The sequence below is a fragment of the Acidithiobacillus sp. TH-A117 genome, assembly GCF_057473465.1.
In genome coordinates this window covers 31,715-52,153 of sequence record NZ_JBYCKQ010000015.1, presented here as the reverse complement: position 1 = coordinate 52,153, position 20,439 = coordinate 31,715, and the positions used below count along the sequence as shown (strand labels likewise).

Below are 20,439 nucleotides of genomic sequence, written 5' to 3'. Positions count from 1 at the left end.
GAAAATGGGTTTTGATCAATCCTATAGACGCGGCCGGCAAACTGCAACCTGACCCGTCATTGTGCTTTGTTTTTCCTTGGGCTAGGCGCGATGGGTGACGTCGCCCACGCGCACCAGCTTCAGGGTATTGGTGCCGCCCGGAGAACCGATGGGTTCACCAATGGTGATGAGCATCAGGTCACCATCCCGCACGGCACCGCGACGGCGCAGTTCGTCTTCAGCTGCGCGCATGACCTGCAGGGGGTCGTCATGGCGATTTTGCGGGAAATTGACGGGATGTACCCCCCGGTAAAGCGTTACCTTGCGGCGGGTATATACCTGCGGCGTCAGGGCATAAATGGGTACCTTGGGATTGGCGCGGGATAACCACAAGGCGGTAGAGCCGCTTTCCGTAAAAGCCGCAATGGCGGCGATGGACGAGCGCAGAGTGGCGAGGAGCGCCGCTGCGGCAATGGTTTCATCGACGCCCGCCAGGGGGCGGTCAATAATCTGCAAGGTATTGGTACTGGGTGCGTGCCGTTCAGCTTCCCGACAGGTGCGATCCATGGCCGCCACGGCCTCCACCGGATAGGCCCCACTGGCGGTTTCGGCCGATAGCATGACCGCATCCGTGCCATCCAGAACCGCGTTGGCGACGTCAGAAACCTCGGCGCGGGTGGGGATGGGCTGATGGATCATGGATTCCATCATCTGAGTGGCGGTAATACTCAGGCGATTATGCTTCTGAGCCAGGGCAATAATCCGTTTTTGTACGGGAGGAACGGCGGCATCGCCGATTTCCACGCCCAGATCACCGCGAGCCACCATAATGGCTTCCGAAACTGCAAGGATTTCCTCGATGGCATCCACCGCTTCGGCCCGTTCGATTTTGGCTACCAGTGCCCCATGTCCTCCGGCTTCCCGGAACAGGCGTCGGGCCTCATCCATGTCTGCGGCGCTGCGGGGAAAGGAAACCGCCAGATAGTCGGCTTCCAGACGGGCGGCGGTGATGATGTCGGCGCGATCCTTGTCGGTCAGGGCCGGAGCCGTGAGGCCGCCACCGGCGCGATTGATGCCCTTGCTGTTGGATAGCTCTCCACCCTGGACGACACGGGTATGGATTTCGTTGCCCTGCACTTTTTCTACCCAGAGCACGATCATGCCATCATTGAGGAGCAGGGTGGCACCGCGTTCCACGTCGCTGACCAGCTGCGGATACGTCACTCCGACCCGGGTCTGATCCCCCAGCGTGCAGTGAATATCGAGAATGAAGGGTTCACCCTCCTTCAGCTGGATTTTACCATCGGCAAACTTGCCGATGCGGATTTTCGGACCTTGTAAGTCGGCCAGGACGCCGATGGCCCGCCCATGGGCGCGGGCGCGCTCGCGGACCATTTCCGCCCTTTGTACATGGTCCTCGGGAGAACCATGGGAGAAATTGAGACGGACGACATCGACACCCGCCTCGATCAAGCGATCGATGACCTGCACATCAGAACTGGCAGGGCCCAGGGTTGCGACGATTTTCGTCCGGCGTATCAAGTGTTGTTTCCTTTTGCGCGTGCTTCCAGAATAGCTACGGCCGGCAGGGTTTTGCCTTCGAGGAATTCCAGAAAGGCACCCCCGCCGGTGCTGATATAAGACACCTTGTCTTCAATGTGGAACTGGTTGATGGCGGCAATGGTGTCACCCCCACCGGCAATGGAAAAAGCTGCGCTTTCAGCAACAGCCTGGGCGATTGCCTTGGTGCCTCCGGCAAAGTTGGCAAACTCGAAAACGCCTACGGGGCCGTTCCAGACGATGGTGCCGGCTTTGCGGAGAATGTCTCCCAAGGTCTTGGCAGTATCAGGGCCGATATCCAGAACCATGTCATCTTCGGCAATGTCGGCGACGGCACAGGTGCGTGCCGGGGCGGTAGCGGAAAATTCCTTGGCTACCACCACATCCGTGGGTAGAGGTACATCGCCACCCTTGGCTTTGGCAGCAGCGATGATGGCTTTTGCTTCGGGTACCAGGTCGGCTTCACAGAGGGATTTCCCAACCCCGTGACCTTCGGCAAGGATGAAGGTGTTGGCAATGCCTCCTCCGACCACCAACTGATCTACCTTGTCAGCCAGAGACTTGAGAATGGTGAGTTTGGTGGATACTTTGGAGCCGGCGACAATGGCGACCAGCGGGCGTTTGGGGTTCTGCAGAGCCTTGCCAAGGGCGTCCAGCTCGCCGACCAGCAGGGGGCCGGCACAAGCCGTAGGCGCGTATTTGGCAATACCATGGGTGCTGGCTTCAGCGCGATGGGCGGTGCCGAAAGCATCGTTGACGAAAATGTCGCAAAGCTTACCGTACTTTTGCGCCAAGGCATCGTCATCTTTCTTTTCGCCCTTGTTGATGCGGCAGTTTTCGAGCATGACCACATCACCGGGCTTCACCTCAAAACCGCCATCCACCCAGTCGGCTTGCAGGCGGACGGGACGGCCGAGCAACTCCGACAGACGCTTGGCTACAGGCGCCAGAGAATCTTCGGGCTTGAACTCACCCTCGGTGGGGCGCCCCAGATGGGAGGTGATCATGACGCCGGCGCCAGCGTCCAGCGCCATTTTTACCGCCGGTGCGGAAGCCCGCACCCGGGTGTCGTCCGCAATGCCCCCCTCCTTGTTGAGGGGGACGTTGAGGTCGGCGCGGATAAATACCCGCTTACCCTGGGCCAATCCCTGCTTGCAGATGTTTTCAAAAGTCAGAACATGCATGAGCTCATCTCCAGCGGGCAGAATCAGTGACTGGCGACGTGCTTGACGAAGCGCATCATGTTGCAGGTATAGCCATACTCATTGTCATACCAGGACACTACTTTAACGAAGGTGGGATCCAGCTGCAGACCCGCGCCGGCGTCAAAAATGGAAGGTGTGGGATAACCCCGGAAATCGGTTGAAACCACCGCAGCCTCGGTATAGCCCAGCACGCCTTTGAGCGGGCCTTCACTGGCGGCTTTCATCGCCTTGCAGATTTCCTCGTAACTGGTTTCCTTGTTCAGTTCGGCAGTGAGATCCACGACCGAAACATCCGAAGTGGGCACCCGAAAAGCCATTCCGGTCAGCTTCTTGTTCAGTTCAGGAATGACCTTGCCTACCGCCTTGGCGGCGCCCGTCGAGGAAGGAATGATGTTTTCGAGAATACCCCGACCACCGCGCCAATCCTTGGCAGAAGGACCATCGACGGTCTTCTGGGTGGCGGTGGCCGCATGGACGGTGCTCATCAAACCGCGTTTGATGCCGAAGTGGTCATGGAGCACCTTGGCGATGGGGGCCAGGCAGTTGGTCGTACAGGAGGCGGCAGAGGCGATTTTCTCACCGGCATATTTGCTGTGATTGACCCCGTAAACAAACATCGGGGTGTCATCCTTGGAAGGCGCCGACTGCACCACTTTTTTGGCGCCTGCGTCCAGATGTTTCTGGCAGGTTTCGCCGGTCAGGAAGAAGCCGGTGGATTCAATGACTACATCCACGTCCACATCACCCCATTTCAGGTTGGCCGGATCGCGCTCGGCAGTTAGGCGGATACTTTTGCCATTGACGACCAGATTATTGCCCTCGACTTTGACTTCACCCTGAAAGCGGCCATGCACTGAATCAAACTGCAGCATATAGGCCAGGTAGGCGGGTTCAAGGAGGTCGTTGATGGCAACCACCTCCAGATTGTTGAACTCTGTTTCCTTGGCGATGGCGCGAAAAGCCATGCGGCCGATACGGCCAAAACCATTAATACCTATACGAATGGTCATTATAGTAACTCCTCAAAATTGCAAATAAATTCAAAGCGACTGGTACTGGGCGACAATGTTGTCCACAGTAAATCCGAATTTGGCAAATAACGTCGGTGCCGGCGCAGAAGCGCCAAAGTGGTCGATACCCACGACCGCGCCATGCAGGCCCACATATTTGTACCAGAGTCCGGTGGTGCCAGCCTCGATGGCGACCCGCTTGCTGATACCGGCCGGCAGAACGCTTTCCTGATAAGCCCCATCCTGGGCGGCAAAAATGTCCATGCAGGGCATGGATACCACGCGCACCGCGTGACCCTGCTCGGCCAGTTTCGCCTGGGCCGCGAGGGCCAGTTCCACTTCAGAACCGGTCGCAATCAGGATTCCTTGAGCCTTGCCGCCCTCGGCGTCCTTGATGACATAGCCGCCGCGACGGGCATTGGCTATGGTTTCATCGGTATGAGGCAGAGCCGGCAGATTCTGGCGGCTGAGGGCAAGCAGGGAAGGCGTACGCTGGAGCTTGACGGAGGATTCCCAGGCAACGACGGTTTCTATCGCATCGGCAGGACGCCAGACGTTGAGGTTGGGAATCAGACGCAGGCTGTTGACCTGTTCGACGGGTTGATGGGTCGGGCCGTCTTCGCCGAGGCCGATGGAGTCGTGGGTCATGACATAGACCACGCGAATACCCATCAGGGCCGACATGCGGATGGCATTGCGGCTGTAGTCCGAGAAAATGAGGAAGGTGCCACCAAAAGGCAGGAAGCCGCCATACAAGGACACGCCATTCATGATGGCGGACATGCCGAACTCCCGTACTCCGTAATGGATATAGTTACCCATCAGGCGATGCTTGCCGATGTCGATCGCTTCTTTCCAGCGGGTATTGTTGGAAGGAGTCAGATCTGCGGAACCGCCGAGAAATTCCGGCAGGGAGGCGGCAATACCCTGGATGGTTTTGCCGGAGGCGACGCGGGTGGCAATTTTCGGATTTTCCTTGCGGAATTCGCTGATCATCCGGGCAATGGCGGCGTCAAACTCGGGGCTGGCTTCGCCTGTCAGGCGGCGTTCAAATTCAGCTGCTTCCTTGGGAAAATTGGCTTTGTATTTGGCAAATTTTTCCTTCCAGGCGCTTTCGGCGGCTTCACCCTTGGGTTTGGCATTGTAGCCGTGATAGATGGCTTCGGGAATTTCAAAAGGCGCACCGCTCCAGCCGAGATTCTTGCGGGTCAGGGCGACTTCTTCGGCGCCGAGGGCGGCACCATGCACATCATGGGTGCCGGCCTTGTTGGGGGAACCATGACCGATGACCGTCTTGCAGCAGATCAGGGTCGGCTGTGTGGTCTGTTTGTGGGCCTGGTTGATGGCTTTTTTGATGGCTTCGGGATCATGACCATCCACATGACGGATGACGTGCCAGCCATAGGCCTCGAAGCGGGCAGGGGTGTCGTCACCGAACCAGTCATCCACATGGCCGTCGATGGAAATGTTGTTGTCGTCATAGAAGCAGACCAACTTGTTCAAGCCCCACACTCCAGCCAGGGAGCAGGCTTCATGGGAAACCCCTTCCATGAGGCAGCCATCACCCAGGAATACATAGGTGTAGTTGTTGACGATTTCGTGGTCGGGGCGGTTGAACTGGGCGGCCAGCATCCGTTCAGCGAGGGCCATGCCGACGCCGTTGGCAACGCCCTGACCCAGGGGGCCGGTCGTGGTTTCGACGCCGGGAGCATCGCGGTATTCCGGATGACCGGGAGTTTTGCTGTGCCACTGGCGGAACTGCTGAAGATCTTCAATGGACAGGTCGTAGCCGCTCAAATGGAGGAGAGCATACTGCAACATCGAACCGTGGCCGTTGGAAAGAATGAAGCGGTCACGGCCGGGCCAATGGGGATTGGCGGGATTGTGTACCAGAAAATCATTCCACAGGACTTCGGCTATGTCCGCCATGCCCATGGGCATTCCGGGGTGGCCGGAGTTCGCTTTTTCGACGGCATCCATGGCCAGAACGCGAATGGCATTGGCCAGATCAGTACGAGTTACAGTCATCACTCACTCCTTGGATAAATGAAAATGTCAGTCGGCGCGTTGGTGGGTACGAACCCGACGCAAAATGCCGTCATGGCCGGATATCACCAGGGTTTCGCTCTCTACAAAGTAGTGGGAGCGGGTCACACCGTCGAGAATGTCGCCGGAAGTCAGGCCGGTAGCCACGAAAAGCACGTCATCACTGGAGACGAGTTCGTCACGGCTGAGCCATTGTCCGACTTTGAGGCCGGCTTTTTCGATGGCTTCGGCTTCACCGGGTTTTTGCGGTGCCAGGCAGCCAAACATGTCGGCGCCCATGGCTCGTGCTGCACAGGCCGAGATCACGCCTTCGGGGGTGCCGCCGATACCCATCATGGCATCCACCTTGGTGCCCAGGGCGGCCATGATGCCGCCACTGACATCGCCGTCGGTCTGCAGGCGAACGGTGGCGCCGGCAGCCTGGATTTCGCGAATCATGGCGTCATGGCGGGGCTTCTTCAAAAGAAAAATACGCAGTTCCTTGACGTCTTTGCCGAGGGCCTTGGCCAAAGCCTGCAACTTGGCTTTCATGGGGGCTTCGGGATCGATTTTGCCGCGCGCCGGGGCGGGGACAATCAGCTTGTCCATGTAGTAGGCCGGACCGGGCTGGAACATGCTGCCTTTGGGGGCTGCGGCCAAAACACAAATGGAACCGGGCATGCCCTGGGCGAGAAAGGTGGTGCCCTCGACGGGGTCCACGGCAATTTCCACTTCGGGGCCGCTGCCTGAACCGACCTGTTCACCATTATAGAGCATGGGGGCTTCGTCTTTTTCGCCTTCACCGATGATGACCACCCCGCGCATGGGCACCTGGGCGATGGCGGCTCGCATGGCATCCACGGCAGCACCGTCACCCAGTTCTTTTTCACCTCGTCCTATCCAGGCGCTGGCAGCGCGGGCTGCAGATTCGGTAACGGGGAGCAACGACAGGGCAAGACTACCTATGGATGACATACGAATTTCCCTTCTAGTGGTGGTTTTACATGAAAGACATAATTGTTTTTAGCATAAATCAAAGGGCCGCGTTTGGGAACTCGCTACCTTGATCCGTAGCGTGGTCCAGCCAGTTTCGCCAGGTCTGGTGCAGCTCCGGGTCGAGGGTGGCAATGATGGAGCAGGGTTTGAGGTCTTTTTCCTGCAGGGGGGAGCCGTCGAAGCGGGAGATCTGGCCGCCGGCTTCTTGCAGAATCAGCGCCCCTGCAGCACGGTCCCAAAGCTGCTGGGCACCGTGGAGATAAAAATGGTAGCGTCCGGCGGCCAGCCAGCACCATTCGAGGACCGAGGCCCCGAAATTCCGCTGACTGTGAAAGGGCCGTTCATCAATGATGCGCAGGGCCAAAGGGCGCTGTAGTCGCTTGTAATCGACCACACCAACACAGTATTTCAAGGCTGGGGCTTCCCGGGTGAGAAGCGGGGTGTTGTCCACTTTGGCGCCCTGCCCACGAACGGCCGAAAACAGTTCGGCGCGCACTGGATCATAAATCCAGCCCATGACCGAATGGCCTTTTTCCAGCAGCGCCAAGGAAATCCCAAAAACCGGCACGCCGGCAGCAAAATTGCTGGTGCCGTCCAGGGGATCCAGGCACCATAGTGCGCTGCTGTTGTCGAGGAGATGTTGCTGTTCGTGGGACGACATTTCCTCACCCAGCAAAGGAATATCGGGATAGCGGGCTGCCAGCATGTCCTGGAGGAAGTTCTGGCTGTCAATGTCGGCGCTGGTTACGATGCTGCCATCGGGCTTGCGGCTGCTCACGACGGTATGAAATCGCGGGAGAATGAATCGTTCGGCACTGGTCCGCAGTAATTTGCCGACCCATTGCTGATCGATTTCGTTGATTCTGGACATGCCCATCTCCGCGATTTTTTTGACCCACTCTGACGGTGCTGCGATGATAAGCGGGTGATTATCATCCTGCTGAAAGTATACCGTCATGCCGCGCATTCATTTATACGCCGATTCTGAATTGCCCGAAAGCGGCACTTATTTGTTGCCCACGGAACCCAGTCATCACTTGCTGAAAGTATTGCGGGCACGCATGGGACAGGAGCTGACCCTGTTTAATGGGGATGGCTGGGTGTACGGCGGAGTCCTGACCGGGGCTGTTGAGCGCCGCGCCGAAATTGAGATCCGCCAGCGCTTCCAGCGTGATACCCGCTCGCCCCTCGCGATTCATCTCTGGTTACCCTTGATGCGGGGCGAGCGCTGGGACTGGAGCTTGCAAAAGGCCGTGGAGCTGGGCGTGCAGACGATTCAGCCGGTAGTCTGCCAGCATGCGGTGGTGCAGCTTGACGAGGCGCGTGGCGAGAAGCGGATCAAGCGCTGGCAGGATATGGTGATTGCGGCCTGTGAGCAGAGTGGGGCTACCACTATCCCGAGTGTGTTGCCGCCTGTTGCTTTAGCTGAGGTGTGGTCCCGCCGTCAGGGGGTGGGGCTGGTTCTGGACCCGGCGCCTGAGTATCCGAGAATGCGGGATCTGCCCCATCCAGGCACTGAGTTGACTTTGCTCAGTGGGCCGGAGGGCGGGTTGAGTGTTCAGGAGCTGGCAGCTGCGAGTGCCTGGGGCTTTCAGAAAGTACGCATGGGACCACGGATCTTGCGGGCGGAAACTGCTGCAGTGGCAGCAGTCGCCGTGCTTCAGTCCCTGTGGGGTGATACCTGAAATATCGGGTTTAAATCCAGCCCGCCTTTTTGAAACGGCGGTACAGATAATAGGATGATCCGGCCATGATGCTCAGCGCCATGGGGTATCCGAATTTCCAGTGCAGTTCAGGCATATACTCAAAGTTCATGCCCCAGATGCCGGTAAAAATGGTAATCAACACCAGAATGGCGCCCCAACCGGCCAGTTTTTTATTGACTTCACCGTGGTCGATGGCAATCAGGGACAAATTGACCTGAATGGCAGTGGAGATGGTGTCGCGGATGGTATCCAGCTGACTGTTCAGCAGCATGATGTGATCATGCACATCCCGGAAGTAGTTTTCGGCACCGTCTATCTGGGTAGGCACCCGTCCCCCGAAGAGTTTACTGAAGCCGTCTGCCAATGGCAGTAAGGCATGGCGTAACACATTGCTTTTATATTTGAAATCATACAGGCGCTCCATATTCTGGCGGGCTTCCTGATTGTGAAACATGACCGTTTCCAGTTGCTCCAGCTCATCATCGAGCATATCTACCACCGGAAAAAAAAGGTCCACAATGGCGTCGGACAGCGCATAAAGCACATAGGCAGAACCGTATTTGAGCAGATGGGGCTCCCGTTCTGCCCGGGCACGTACCCCGAGGAGGGTTTGTTCGCAATCCTGACGGACGGAAAGTACAAAATTACTGCCGACAAATATATTAATTTGTCCCATGTGGAGGTCTTCGCCATGATAGGCGGGGGCCTGCAGGACAACGAACAGATGCTGGTCATATTCCTCAACTTTGGGCCTTTGCAAGCCATTGAATACATCCTCTACAGCCAGTTCGTGCAGATGAAACTGTTTTTGCAGAGCGCGTAATTCCGTCTCGGTGGCATCCTGCAGGGCGACCCAGACAAAATTCCCGGATTCCTGTAAGTATTCGGGAATATCTTCGAGCATACTGTCTGCGACTTTATGTCCATCGTTGTACACTACACAGTTGACCAGCATTTTCCGGCTCCTTTCCTGATTTTGCGGTAGCGTGTAAATAATTCCGCCGGAAAGGCAAAAGCCATTTCCGGCGGGAAAACCGGGCCGGTTGTTCTTCGGCCCTTCATCAACAGGGATATCAGACCTGCGGCTGGATACGCGCCTTTTCGATTTTTTCCAGGCTACCCCGGGTTTCTACCCGGAAGATCCAGGTGACGATGGCGCCCAGTATCGACGTCCCTACCAGAATGATCAACAGGATCTGGGTACCAATGGTATGCAGCAGGATAGGGAACAGAAAAGCGGTCATGACTGCACCAATCTTGGCGAAAGAAGCGGCGAAACCGGCCCCGTAGCCACGAATCGATGTGGGAAACACCTCTCCTGCCAGCAGATAAGTCTGAGCATTGGGCCCAAGGTTGGTCATGAAGTTGAAAAGCATGAATCCTGCGAAGAGCAGAATGGTCTTGTCACCAGCGGGCAGGTTCAGGGAGATGGCCGCCAGCCCCAAACCTACAGCACAACCAATGAAACCGATGATCTGCAATTTGATCCGACCCGTACCTTCCACCATGAAGATGGCCGCGAGTACCCCCAGAATCAAGAGGACATCGAGCAGGGCGGTACCTTTGGCGGAGAGCATCACGTTCTGCGCCAGATCAGCCACAGAATGTACATCTTTGGAGGAGCCCAGGGTGGTAGCCAGAATGACCGGGGTAAAAATACCGATACCGTAAGTACCCAGATCCTGCAGGAACCAGGGAATGGAGGCGAGGAAGGTGGCACGGCGGTTATGGGTGTTGAAAAGTACCTCCGGGCTGACTTTCTGATGCCCGTGGGCATGTTCCTTGTTCAGGCGTACTTCCTTGGGATACTGGGGTACGCGTTTGAGCAGTCTGCGGGTTTCTTTTTCGGCTTCTTCCACGCGTCCCTTGCTGGCCAGCCAGTGGGGGCTGTCGGTAATGAAAAAACGGCCGACAATCACCAGAATGGCGGGAATAATGGCGGCGGCGTACATCCAGCGCCAGGCATCGACTTCGGGATAGACGTCGAGGATGACGATGCCCAGACCTGCTCCGACAATGGCGCCCACCGCCTGAAAGGCAAAGGCGCCGAGCACCAGGCCGCCGCGTCCCTTGCTGGGAACGGCTTCGGAAATGACCAGATGGGCGGTGGGATAATCACAGCCCAGGGCCAGACCAATCCCGAAGAGGCAGACTACCATCCAGATATAGTTGGGGCTCAGGGTCAGGCCGATAAGAAAGGCGACGAAAAGTACCATCTCGACGATGAACATGCGCTTGCGGCCGAATACATCGGAGAGCCCGCCCAGCATGGTGGCGCCAATCAGAATGCCGAACAGAGCCACAGCGGTGACCACACCCTTTTGCGCCGCTTGCAGGGAAAAGTCCTGAACAATGAGGGGCAGGGCAATACCGGTCATGAAAATGACCAGGCCTTCAAAAAATTTGCCAGCCACGGCGAGACTCCAGATCCGCCACTGCATGGCGGTCATAGGCGTGCCTTTGAGTGCGGTACCGTCGGGCCAGACGGGCACTTCATCAATATACTGCTGGATACTTTTCCCGCTGGGCGGGATATTCACGGGTTCTGAACTCATGGACGAGTGCTCCTTGAAGTGGGGTTATCCGGCGGACTCCGGGCTGTTGTTAAAAGGATTGAGTTCCTGAGAATTGGTTTCGCCATACATGACGTGGGCCCGGCTGACGACCAGGCTGTCGACGGGGCCGATGGCCTGCATGTCCTTGTTGTCGTAAGGAATCACCTGGAGCAAATGGCGCAAGGCATTCAGTCGCGCTCTTTTCTTATCGTTGGATTTGACCACGGTCCACGGTGCATAAGCCGTATCGGTATGGAAAAACATGGTTTCCTTGGCGCGGGTGTAGTCCTCCCAGCGATCCAGGGAGGCGAGATCCATGGGCGACAGTTTCCACTGTTTGAGGGGGTGGACCTTGCGCTCTTCAAAGCGGCGGCGCTGTTCGTCGCGGGTCACGGAAAACCAGAGTTTGACGAGATGAATGCCGCTATAAATGAGATGTCGCTCAAATTCCGGCACCTGGCGCATGAATTCCTGATAATCAGCTTCATTGCAAAAGCCCATTACTCTTTCGACGCCGGCGCGGTTGTACCAGGAGCGGTCGAAAAAGACCATTTCGCCGGCAGTGGGCAGTTGTTCGACATAACGCTGGAAATACCACTGACCTTTTTCCCTTTCCGAGGGCTTGTCCAGGGCCACCACTCTGGCACCGCGCGGATTGAGATGTTCCATGAAACGTTTGATGGTGCCACCCTTGCCTGCCGCATCGCGGCCCTCAAAAATCACCACGACTTTTTGACCGGTGGCCTTTACCCAGGCCTGCAATTTGAGTAGTTCTACCTGCAAACTGTATTTTTCATGCTCATAGTCCCGGCGCGTCATTCGATACTTGTAGGGATATCCGCCGGTGCGCCAGTCTTCGTTCAAGGTGTCATTGGTGTTCGACACATATTTGTCGGGATGAATGGCGCCATTTTCGTGCAGGTGTTCCAGGTCTTCGGGGCTGACATCCGAATGGATCACATTGATAGCTGCATCCAGGGACTGGGCGGCCTGGGGGTGACTGCTGACATAATCGCTGACAATGGCGCTTTGCTGGGCTTGTGCCGCTTCAATGGCTTCGTTTACCACAAATTCACGAATGCCTTCAGGACTTAAATCCGGAGCAACGTCTCCAGCTGTGGTGAGAACAGACTCGTGATTATCATTGGAGGATGCTTGCTGCTTGCCGCTGGTGTTGGAACTTTCTGCCATGCTGACTCCTGGAAAAATAAATTTTCTACAGGAGCATATCAGGTCAATATGACATTTTTATGACAGTCAATGGGTTGCGGTTAACTATAAGCTGCTACAGCAGTATAGGGCGTAGCCCATGGCTGAACCGGCAAAGCATCGGGTTGACAGCGTCGCCAGCAGGATGGACCATTCCCTGAACTGTTAAAGAGAGCCTCCCTATGGAAATTCTGCTTGCCAATCCGCGCGGTTTTTGTGCCGGCGTCAATCGTGCCATTCAAATCGTCGATCGGGCTTTGGAGTTGTTCGGCGCGCCTATTTATGTACGTCATGAAGTAGTGCATAACCGCCATGTGGTCGAAGACCTGCGCGCCCGAGGCGCGGTATTTGTGGAAGAGCTGGATGAGGTGCCCGATGCGGCAACGGTGATTTTCAGCGCCCATGGAGTGCCCATTGCGGTGCGCCAGCATGCCGCCGCCCGGGGTTTGAGTGTATTTGATGCGACCTGTCCCCTGGTGACCAAGGTGCATATGGAAGTCAAAAAATACAGTCGGGAGGGTATGGAAATGGTGTTGATCGGCCATGCCGGTCATCCGGAAGTTGAAGGCACCATGGGGCAGGTAGAAGAGGGCATGATGTATCTGGTGTCCACCGTGGCTGACGTGGCCACCCTGACGCCACGTAACCCCGAAAAGCTGGCGTACATTACCCAGACAACTCTCAGCATGGATGACACGGCCGAGGTGATTGATGCATTGCGTCAGCGTTTTCCCCGGATTCAGGGGCCTAAAAAAGACGATATTTGTTATGCCACCCAGAACCGTCAGGATGCGGTCAAAAGCCTGGCGCCCGAGGTGGACATTTTACTGGTAGTTGGTGCGCCCAACAGTTCCAACTCCAGTCGTCTGGCCGAGCTGGGCGGACGTCTGGATACGCCGACCCATTTGATTGAAGATGCCAGCCAGTTGCGTCGGGAATGGTTTGCGGATGTGGGCAAAATCGGAATCAGTGCCGGTGCTTCTGCGCCCGAGAGTCTGGTCCGGGGGATTATCGAGCAGTTGCAGGCATGGGGGGCTACCGTCCCCCGGGAAACTGCTGGCGTTGAAGAAAAGGTCATTTTCAGCCTGCCCTTGGCTTTGGTACAGGCGCAGTCCCGGCGGCAGGAATCCGGACAAGCGTCGGGAGAGGCGGTTTAGGCGCCGGGACCTGCTGAATCCCGGTCCAGCAATTCGTCCGCCTGTAAATGGCGGGCACTGATTTCCACCGGTTCCTGGACGCTGAGTTCCTTATCCTCGGCAGCGGCTTTGAGATCGCGGAACTTGCGGGCCGAACTGAGTACGCGTCCTTCCAGGGAGCCGGTTGCCTTGTTATAGGCGTCCACAGCCTGCCCCAGATTTTTGCCGACCCGGCTCCAATGTCCGGCCAGGGTATGCAGGCGATCATAGAGTTCCTTGCCTAGTTCGCTGATGGCCTTGGCGTTTTCGGCCAGTGACTCCTGCCGCCAGCCGTAGGAAACTGCGCGCAGCAGGGCGATGAGGGTGGTGGGGCTGGCGACAATGACTTTTTGTTCAACGCCAAATTCAATGAGTGAGGGATCCGCCTGCAAGGCGGCGCTGAAAAACACTTCACCGGGAACGAATAGTACGACAAACTCGGGGGTGGGCTGAAATTGTTCCCAGTAGGATTTTTTGCTGAGTTGCGTCATGTGGTTACGCAGCTCATGGGCATGTTTGAGCAATAAAGACTGACGTCTGGCCTCATCATCGCTTTCCATGGCTTCCAGATAGGCATTGAGGGGCGCTTTGGCATCAACCACCAGACGTTTGCCGCCGGGGAGCCGTACCAGCATATCCGGGCGTTGTTGGCCATTTTCGGTGTGCACACTGGTTTGTTCGGTGAAATCACAATAGGCCAGCATTCCGGCCATTTCCACTACGCGTTTGAGCTGCATTTCTCCCCAGCGTCCGCGCGCTGCCGGTTGTCGCAAGGCCTTTACCAGAGAAGCTGTTTCCTGATGCAGGCGGGGAAGATGATCCTGTACCAACCCCCGCAGTTGCTCATTCAGGGCGCCATAGGCATCAATGCGGGTTTTTTCCATGGCCTCCATGCGCTGGTCGACTTTTTCCATGGAACTGCGAATCGGTTCGATCAGCTGATCCACAGCTTTCTGGCGTCCCTCCCAGTCGCTTTTGGCATTTTCCTGGAAACGTTCCAGATTTTCCCGGGCAAGCTCCAGAAAAGACTGATTATTACGGCGCAGGGCATCAGCAGAAAGGGATTGAAAAGTCTCTGCAAGGCGTTGCCGGGCATCTTCCAGCACGGTCAATTTTTCGGCGCTGCGCAAGCGCTCCTGTTCCAGACGTTCTTGCAGTTCGGCCAGTTGTCCTTGCAAGCTGCTCAGGGTTTGCCGGAGTTGTCCAGTTTCGGACTGGGCGGTATGAAGAGCAGCATGCAGTGACGGAATCTGCTGGTTTTCGGTTTCTGCCCGGACCCGTAGTTCATTTTGTTGGAGCAGGGCGGCTTGCTGTTCCTGAACCTGGGTGCGCAGTTCGTTGATTACATGCTCCAGTTGGGACTGAAGGACTTTAGTATCGTCCTGTTGGCGGCGTAAATTTTGCCGATTCAATACATATAGAATGGCAAGACCGAACAGTAGCCCCAGCAGAAAAATCAGAAAAAATTCCCAGATCACCAAGCGTATACCTGAATAAAAAAATGAATCACCAGCATACGCCAGGCATCAGAAAAGACGAAGCCGATACCACGACTTCGTCAGGTAACCGGGTCAGGATTCCAGTTGAGAAGTGCAGTTGGGACAACGGGTAGCCGCCAGGGGGATGCTGGACAGGCAGTAGGGGCAACTTTTGGTGGAAACCGGTGCTGCAGGTTTCGGGTAGAGTTTGTTAATAACCCGGACGATAGAAAATATGACCAGTGCAATAATGAAAAAGCTGATCAGAGCCATAATGAACAGGCCGTAGTTGAGTGTAACAGCCCCGGCCTTTTTGGCGGCAGCCAGAGTCAGATAAGGGCCAGGGGTGCTGCCTTCCTTCAGAATGACATATAAATTGGAGAAATCGACTTTGTCGAGGAGCAGGCCAATGGGTGGCATGATGATATCACCGACCAGCGCGGTGACAATGGCAGAAAATGCGGTACCGATGACAAAAGCTACAGCCAAGTCGATGACATTGCCGCGCTGCAGAAATGTCTTAAAATCATTGATAAAGTCCTTGAACATGTTTTCTCCCTTTTTTGGTCATAGAAAATCAGATTGTTGTAGTTGATTGTAAAGACAGTAAGTTCTGTCTAATGGAATCATACGCATTTTCCGGACAAACGCTCAAGATATAATAATCAGGACCTTAATCTCTGTTTTTCGGGGAGGATGTGTTGCTTACGGTTAATGGCTGCAGAAATGATTCACCTGGATTTTTTCCTGATCCATTTGTTGGTGTCCATTGGCCTGGGTACAGGCTTCGCTGCCATTTTCACAGGTCATGGCCCAGCTTTGCGCCAGATCAAAAAAATGAGCGGCATGTCCGCTTGGGCGGGCGTAAGGGCTGCCGGCAAAAAAAGGCTGAAGGGCGTGAAAATACCGGCTTTCTTCGTTGGTCCACTGGGCGACGGCCTGCCAGCAGGTGGACTGGGCATTGACCGGCATCCGGGCGCAGCCGATCGCATTATTGCGGGCACGGAGTAAAGCCTGCTGCCAGTTTGGGCAAAATTGTCGCTCGGCACTGGCACGCTGCCCGGCAACGGCGGCCAGACGCTGTTCGGCCTGTTTTGCCTTTTCTTGGGCTAGTTGAGCACTTTGGGTGGCGGCACTGCTTGCCCCATGATCAGGTACGGCGGAGTTTACGGTGGCACACCCTGCCAGGCTGGCCAGGACAAGGATGAACAAAATTTTTGCAGGCATTACGGACTCTCTCTTCTGTGGATAGTTGTCCGTTTTATATCACAATTTTATGATAATGCTAAAACAAGTATCTCCAAATTTTGTGTTTTGGCAAAAATGCTGGACTCATCCACAGCGCTACAGCGTACGGGTGTTGCAAAAAGCCGAGTTATAGAGATTCTCCGGATATTGCCGCTTGGTTTTGGGGCGCCTGGGAATGACGTTGCCAGCGCCCCTTCCAGTTTTCAAACAGCACATAAAAAGCCGGGGTGATATAGAGGGTGAGGAATTGCGAAACAATAATGCCACCGGCAACCGCCACACCTAGAGGCACTCGCGATTCAGCGCCGGCGCCAATACCGATGGCGATGGGCAAAATGCCCAGAACGGCTGCGAGGTTGGTCATCATGATCGGCCGGAAACGGGTCATGCAGGCATCGACAATGGCATCTACTGCGGTGGCCCCCTCGCGACGGCGGTGTACGGCAAAATCCACCATGATGATGCCATTTTTCTTGACCAGGCCGACGAGCATGATGATACCCACGAAGCTGAACAAGTCCAGCTCCTGATGGAATATCCACAAAGCCAGGAGTGCGCCGAAACCGGCGAGAGGTAGTGCCGTGAGGATGGTCAAAGGGTGAATGAAATCTTCATACAAGATGGCCAGAATGGCGTAGATCAGGGCGATGGTGGCCAAAAGTAGCAAGGGCAGGGTGCTGGTGGATTGGGAAAATGCCGCCGCTGAACCGCCAAATTCGCCCTGCACGTTGGCGGGCAAAATCTCTGCGGCGGTTTTTTGGACTTTTTGAGTGGCATCTCCCAGGGAAACGCCGGGGGCTAAATTGAAGGAAATAGTGACGCTGGGCAGCCCGTCATAATGGCTGATGCTCAAAGGCCCCACGCCGTAGGCAAAATGGGCGATAGCGGCCAGGGGCACCAGACCGGCGCTACCGGGAATGCTGATGGCGGAAAGTGCCCCCAGATTTTCCTGGAATTTTCTTTCCAGATCGAGGATAACCTCGTATTGATTGGTCGAGGCGTAAATGGTGCCAACCTGGGTGCCACCAAAGGCAAAATTAAGCGCCTGTTCAATGCCTTGAGGGGTCACCCCCAGAGCCTGGGCACGCTGATGGAGGACGTGCACCTCGATTTCGGGGTTGGCCAGTTGCAAGTCACTGTTGACGGCCTGGATCCCGGGGGTTTTACGCAAGGCTTTGACCAGCTTGGGTACAGCTTCGTTGAGGCTGTCCTGATCTTCACTCTGGAGAATGTATTGATAGTGAGACTGAGAAGATACCGGCCCCATCTGAATGGCGGGAGGTAGCTGGAAACTCGCTTCCACACCATGAAAGCGGCTGACAATCTGGCGTAGTTGAGCGATGACCTGTTCGCCGGAAGCTCTTTGTCCCAGAGGCTTCAGGCGGATGATCAGTCGCCCGGTATTGGCCGACCCAAACGCACCGGCTCCCTGTCCGGCGCTGGACATGACGGCCTGCACGGCATAATTGTGACCCACGGCAGCGGCAATGCGCTGCTGGGTATCTTCCAGCTGGCTGAAGGAGATTCCCTGGGGATATTCGAGGTTGCCCATGATCATGCCGCTGTCTTCGCTGGGAATGAACCCCTTGGGCAGAATGATGAATAAGCCGACCATGCCCAGCAAGCTGAGCAAAGCGGCGCCATAAATCCAGCCACGATGCTGCAGGGTGCTGCGCAGGCTGCGTCCGTACCAGTCGCGCAGTCTGGAAAATCCCTGCTCAAAGCGACTGGGATGGGCATGTTTTACGCGTAGGTAACGAGCACAGAGCATGGGTGTCAGGGTCAGGGAAATCAGTCCTGACATGAGAATGACAATGGCAATAGTGACGCCGAATTCACGAAACAGGCGGCCGATAATGCCGCCCATCACCAAAAAGGGCAGAAACACCACGGCCAGGGACAGGGTCATGGAAATCACGGTGAAGCCAATTTCCCGGCTGCCCGCTATGGCAGCCTGAAAAGGTGCTTCGCCATTTTCTTCGTGGCGGGTGATGTTTTCGAGCATGACCACGGCGTCGTCTACCACAAATCCCACCGCCAGGGTCAGGGCTAACAGCGTCAGCGTATTCAGGGTGTAGCCCAGTTCGTAAATGATGGCAAAGGTGGCGAGAATGGAGGCCGGAATAGCCACTGCACCAATCAGTGTGGGGCTGCCCCGGCGCAGGAACAGCCAGAGCACCCCGGCCACCAGCAGGGAAGCCAGCAACAAGGTGATTTCCACTTCTTCCACTGCAGCGCGGATATAGTCGGCCTTGTCGTAAACAACCGTCATTTTCGCACCCCCCGGCAGGCTGGCGCTGAGGCCAGGGAGGCGTTTTCCGATGGCATCGGAAATGGCGACGGTGTCGGCATCGGGCTGGCGGATGACAGCCAGAATCAGGGCCCGCTGACTGCCGATCCAGCTGGCAATCTGGTCATTGTCGACACCATTGCGGACCTCGGCGATGGCCGCGAGGGGGACCACGGCACCATTGGCAAAACTGACGGGCATATTGGCAAAAGCTTGGGCGTCATGGAGTTGTCCGTGCACATTCACGGCATAATTGCGCACTGCTCCCAGCACAGTTCCCTGGGGTAAGTTGACATTATGACTGCTTATAGCCGTACTCAGTGCCTGCAGGGAGACACCATGAGCCTGCATGGCGAAAGGATTGGCATGAATGCGGACGGCGTAATTCTGTTCGCCAAATATTTGTACCTGGGCGACTCCCGGAATCCCGGAAATGGCTGGCACGACCTTGTCTACCGCATACTGGTTGAGCTGATAGATGGGCATGTTGGGGGCGGAAAGAGCAATGAACTCAATGGGCGCCGCAGAAGGGTTCAGCTGTTTGACGAATGGCAGGCTGGGCATGCCGGGAGGTAAGAGATGACTGGCCTGGGTCACCGCATTGGATACATTCTGGGTCGCCACATCAATGTTCTGGCTGAGATCAAACTGCAGGATGATTCGCGTCGATCCCTGATTGTTGACGGAGCTCATCGAAGACAGTCCGGGAATGGACGAGAACTGTTTTTCGAGCGGGGTGGCTACGGCGCTGGCCATGGTCTGGGGACTGGCCCCGGGCAGGCTGGCAGACACCATGACCGTCGGGAAATCGACGCTGGGCAACAGGGCTACCGGCATATTGGTAAAAGCAAAAATGCCATAAAGCACCAGACCGAGAATGATGATGACCGTCATCACCGGGCGGCGGATGAACAAGGCGGAGAAGTTCATGATGCTTTCCCTGAATGGGTATGTCGGTGCTGCTGTCTTTACCCAGTACCTGCACGGCCGCACCGGGATATATACGCGCCGGGAGCGGGTAAATCACCTGAGCCGTAGAGGGGATGCCGCTGATCACCGCTTGTGCACCCGTTTCCCAGAGGACCTGAACGGATTTATCGCTGGCCTTGCCCTGATCTATGGCATAAACGAAGGGGCCCGAACTACCCTGTTGCACCGCGCCGACGGGAAGCACCAAGGCGTTCTCGACATGCTGGACAGGCATTTGTACCTGCACATACTGGCCTGGCCAGAGTTTAAGGTCAGTGTTGGGCACGGTGGCCTGCAGGTTGACAGTGGCCGTATTGGCGCTGACCGTGTTATCGATAAAAGTCAGTTTGCCCTGGTCCAGAGTATGGCCGCCATTTTCATTGGTGATGGGAAGCAGAGTGCCCTGCTGCTGCGCCTGCCGCGCAGCATCCAGCTCAGCTTGAGGGACGCTGAAATTGATGGTGATGGGGCTGGTTTGGTTGATGGTGGTCAATTGTGTCTGGTTAGCGACGACCAGGTTGCCCGCCTTGACCAGCGCCAGCCCGATGCGGCCGCTGATGGGGGCGACAATCTGCGTGTAGGAAAGATTAATCCGAGCCTGCTGCACGGCAGCTTGATCCTCGGCGACCTGAGCACTGGCGGCCTGGGCCTGGGAAACGGCTTGATCAAAACTTTGGCGAGTAATGAAATCTTTTTCAGCCAGCGGGCGATCCTGTTCGACCAGATTATGGTTGTAGTGCGCCGTGGCCTGATCGGCCGCCAGTTTGGCTTGTGCCTGAGCCAAGGCGGCCCGGGTTTGCGCCGGGTCAATGGTAAAAAGGATTTGTCCCTTGCTGACCATGGTCCCCTGGGTAAAGGCAACGCGCTGCAAAAGGCCTGAGGTCTGGGGGATGACAGTGACGGTCTGTAGGGGAGTCACTGTACCCAGATAGCCCACATAGTGAGTCATGTTTTGCACCCGGGGACTGACCAGTTCGACCTGGAGGGGCGGAATTTCATGCCGGGCTTTGCCCTGACAGCCGGCAAGGCCCATT

At 56.4% G+C, this 20,439-nt stretch carries 15 protein-coding genes and 1 pseudogene; 2 read left to right on the top strand and 14 right to left on the bottom strand.

Annotation, left to right across the window (positions count from 1 at the left end):
* Window positions 1–81: 81 nt before the first annotated feature.
* Genes pyk through AC2VLR_RS03080 form a run of 6 tightly spaced genes read right to left on the bottom strand, consistent with a single transcriptional unit; the run spans window position 82 to window position 7,646 of the window.
* Complete coding sequence (gene pyk / locus AC2VLR_RS03105; protein WP_486880823.1) at window positions 82–1,521, bottom strand: pyruvate kinase; 1,440 nt, start codon at window positions 1,519–1,521, stop codon at window positions 82–84.
* On the bottom strand, window positions 1,518–2,723 hold the full coding sequence (locus AC2VLR_RS03100; RefSeq protein ID WP_486880822.1) for a phosphoglycerate kinase: 1,206 nt from the start codon (window positions 2,721–2,723) through the stop codon (window positions 1,518–1,520). The genes pyk and AC2VLR_RS03100 overlap by 4 nt, the downstream gene beginning before the upstream one ends.
* A gap of 23 nt (window positions 2,724–2,746) precedes the next feature.
* Window positions 2,747–3,754, bottom strand: coding sequence for a type I glyceraldehyde-3-phosphate dehydrogenase (gap, locus tag AC2VLR_RS03095; protein WP_486880821.1), 1,008 nt, complete (start codon window positions 3,752–3,754; stop codon window positions 2,747–2,749).
* A gap of 30 nt (window positions 3,755–3,784) precedes the next feature.
* Window positions 3,785–5,782: a transketolase gene (gene tkt, locus AC2VLR_RS03090; protein WP_486880820.1), complete on the bottom strand. Its 1,998-nt coding sequence runs from the start codon at window positions 5,780–5,782 to the stop codon at window positions 3,785–3,787.
* Between the two features lie 27 nt (window positions 5,783–5,809).
* The gene (gene glpX, locus AC2VLR_RS03085; RefSeq protein WP_486880819.1) at window positions 5,810–6,754 is read right to left on the bottom strand and encodes a class II fructose-bisphosphatase; all 945 of its coding nucleotides are present in this window, start codon (window positions 6,752–6,754) and stop codon (window positions 5,810–5,812) included.
* A gap of 58 nt (window positions 6,755–6,812) precedes the next feature.
* A complete protein-coding gene (locus AC2VLR_RS03080) occupies window positions 6,813–7,646 on the bottom strand; it encodes an inositol monophosphatase family protein (protein WP_486880818.1) in 834 nt (277 codons plus the stop codon).
* Window positions 7,647–7,731: 85 nt separating this feature from the next.
* Here AC2VLR_RS03080 and AC2VLR_RS03075 point away from each other — a divergent pair, with 85 nt between their 5' ends.
* A complete protein-coding gene (locus AC2VLR_RS03075) occupies window positions 7,732–8,460 on the top strand; it encodes a 16S rRNA (uracil(1498)-N(3))-methyltransferase (RefSeq protein ID WP_486880817.1) in 729 nt (242 codons plus the stop codon).
* A 10-nt stretch (window positions 8,461–8,470) separates the two neighbouring features.
* Here AC2VLR_RS03075 and corA read toward each other — a convergent pair whose 3' ends face one another.
* The 3 genes from corA to ppk2 all read right to left on the bottom strand — a co-directional run bounded on the left by corA (window position 8,471) and on the right by ppk2 (window position 12,227).
* On the bottom strand, window positions 8,471–9,436 hold the full coding sequence (corA, locus tag AC2VLR_RS03070; protein ID WP_486880816.1) for a magnesium/cobalt transporter CorA: 966 nt from the start codon (window positions 9,434–9,436) through the stop codon (window positions 8,471–8,473).
* Window positions 9,437–9,554: 118 nt separating this feature from the next.
* Window positions 9,555–11,036 (bottom strand): MFS transporter, encoded by a 1,482-nt coding sequence (locus AC2VLR_RS03065; RefSeq protein ID WP_486880815.1) that lies wholly within the window; start codon window positions 11,034–11,036, stop codon window positions 9,555–9,557.
* A 24-nt stretch (window positions 11,037–11,060) separates the two neighbouring features.
* Window positions 11,061–12,227, bottom strand: a complete 1,167-nt coding sequence (gene ppk2 / locus AC2VLR_RS03060; RefSeq protein WP_486880814.1) for a polyphosphate kinase 2 — start codon at window positions 12,225–12,227, stop codon at window positions 11,061–11,063.
* Window positions 12,228–12,427: 200 nt separating this feature from the next.
* Here ppk2 and ispH point away from each other — a divergent pair, with 200 nt between their 5' ends.
* Window positions 12,428–13,402, top strand: coding sequence for a 4-hydroxy-3-methylbut-2-enyl diphosphate reductase (ispH, locus tag AC2VLR_RS03055; RefSeq protein ID WP_486880813.1), 975 nt, complete (start codon window positions 12,428–12,430; stop codon window positions 13,400–13,402).
* Here ispH and AC2VLR_RS03050 read toward each other — a convergent pair.
* From AC2VLR_RS03050 to AC2VLR_RS03030, 5 genes and pseudogenes are all read right to left on the bottom strand, one after another.
* Window positions 13,399–14,898, bottom strand: a complete 1,500-nt coding sequence (locus AC2VLR_RS03050) for a DNA recombination protein RmuC (protein ID WP_486880812.1) — start codon at window positions 14,896–14,898, stop codon at window positions 13,399–13,401. The two genes, ispH and AC2VLR_RS03050, sit on opposite strands and share 4 nt — an antisense overlap.
* Window positions 14,899–14,991: 93 nt before the next feature.
* Entirely contained in the window at window positions 14,992–15,447 is a 456-nt protein-coding gene (gene mscL, locus AC2VLR_RS03045; RefSeq protein ID WP_486880811.1) for a large conductance mechanosensitive channel protein MscL, read from the bottom strand.
* A gap of 162 nt (window positions 15,448–15,609) precedes the next feature.
* A complete protein-coding gene (locus AC2VLR_RS03040; protein ID WP_486880810.1) occupies window positions 15,610–16,125 on the bottom strand; it encodes a hypothetical protein in 516 nt (171 codons plus the stop codon).
* Window positions 16,126–16,273: 148 nt separating this feature from the next.
* The gene (locus AC2VLR_RS03035; protein WP_486880809.1) at window positions 16,274–19,366 is read right to left on the bottom strand and encodes an efflux RND transporter permease subunit; all 3,093 of its coding nucleotides are present in this window, start codon (window positions 19,364–19,366) and stop codon (window positions 16,274–16,276) included.
* A 58-nt stretch (window positions 19,367–19,424) separates the two neighbouring features.
* Window positions 19,425–20,438: pseudogene (locus tag AC2VLR_RS03030) on the bottom strand (efflux RND transporter periplasmic adaptor subunit); the annotation flags it as partial.
* Window position 20,439 lies beyond the last annotated feature (1 nt).

Coding starts and splice junctions, on each gene's coding strand:
- tkt (WP_486880820.1), bottom strand. CDS start 5,782: ATGACTGTAACTCGTACTGATCTGGCCAATGCCATTCGCGTTCTGGCC.
- AC2VLR_RS03080 (WP_486880818.1), bottom strand. CDS start 7,646: ATGTCCAGAATCAACGAAATCGATCAGCAATGGGTCGGCAAATTACTG.
- gap (WP_486880821.1), bottom strand. CDS start 3,754: ATGACCATTCGTATAGGTATTAATGGTTTTGGCCGTATCGGCCGCATG.
- AC2VLR_RS03075 (WP_486880817.1), top strand. CDS start 7,732: ATGCCGCGCATTCATTTATACGCCGATTCTGAATTGCCCGAAAGCGGC.
- AC2VLR_RS03035 (WP_486880809.1), bottom strand. CDS start 19,366: ATGAACTTCTCCGCCTTGTTCATCCGCCGCCCGGTGATGACGGTCATC.
- glpX (WP_486880819.1), bottom strand. CDS start 6,754: ATGTCATCCATAGGTAGTCTTGCCCTGTCGTTGCTCCCCGTTACCGAA.
- ispH (WP_486880813.1), top strand. CDS start 12,428: ATGGAAATTCTGCTTGCCAATCCGCGCGGTTTTTGTGCCGGCGTCAAT.
- AC2VLR_RS03065 (WP_486880815.1), bottom strand. CDS start 11,036: ATGAGTTCAGAACCCGTGAATATCCCGCCCAGCGGGAAAAGTATCCAG.
- AC2VLR_RS03100 (WP_486880822.1), bottom strand. CDS start 2,723: ATGCATGTTCTGACTTTTGAAAACATCTGCAAGCAGGGATTGGCCCAG.
- AC2VLR_RS03040 (WP_486880810.1), bottom strand. CDS start 16,125: ATGCCTGCAAAAATTTTGTTCATCCTTGTCCTGGCCAGCCTGGCAGGG.
- ppk2 (WP_486880814.1), bottom strand. CDS start 12,227: ATGGCAGAAAGTTCCAACACCAGCGGCAAGCAGCAAGCATCCTCCAAT.
- mscL (WP_486880811.1), bottom strand. CDS start 15,447: ATGTTCAAGGACTTTATCAATGATTTTAAGACATTTCTGCAGCGCGGC.
- corA (WP_486880816.1), bottom strand. CDS start 9,436: ATGCTGGTCAACTGTGTAGTGTACAACGATGGACATAAAGTCGCAGAC.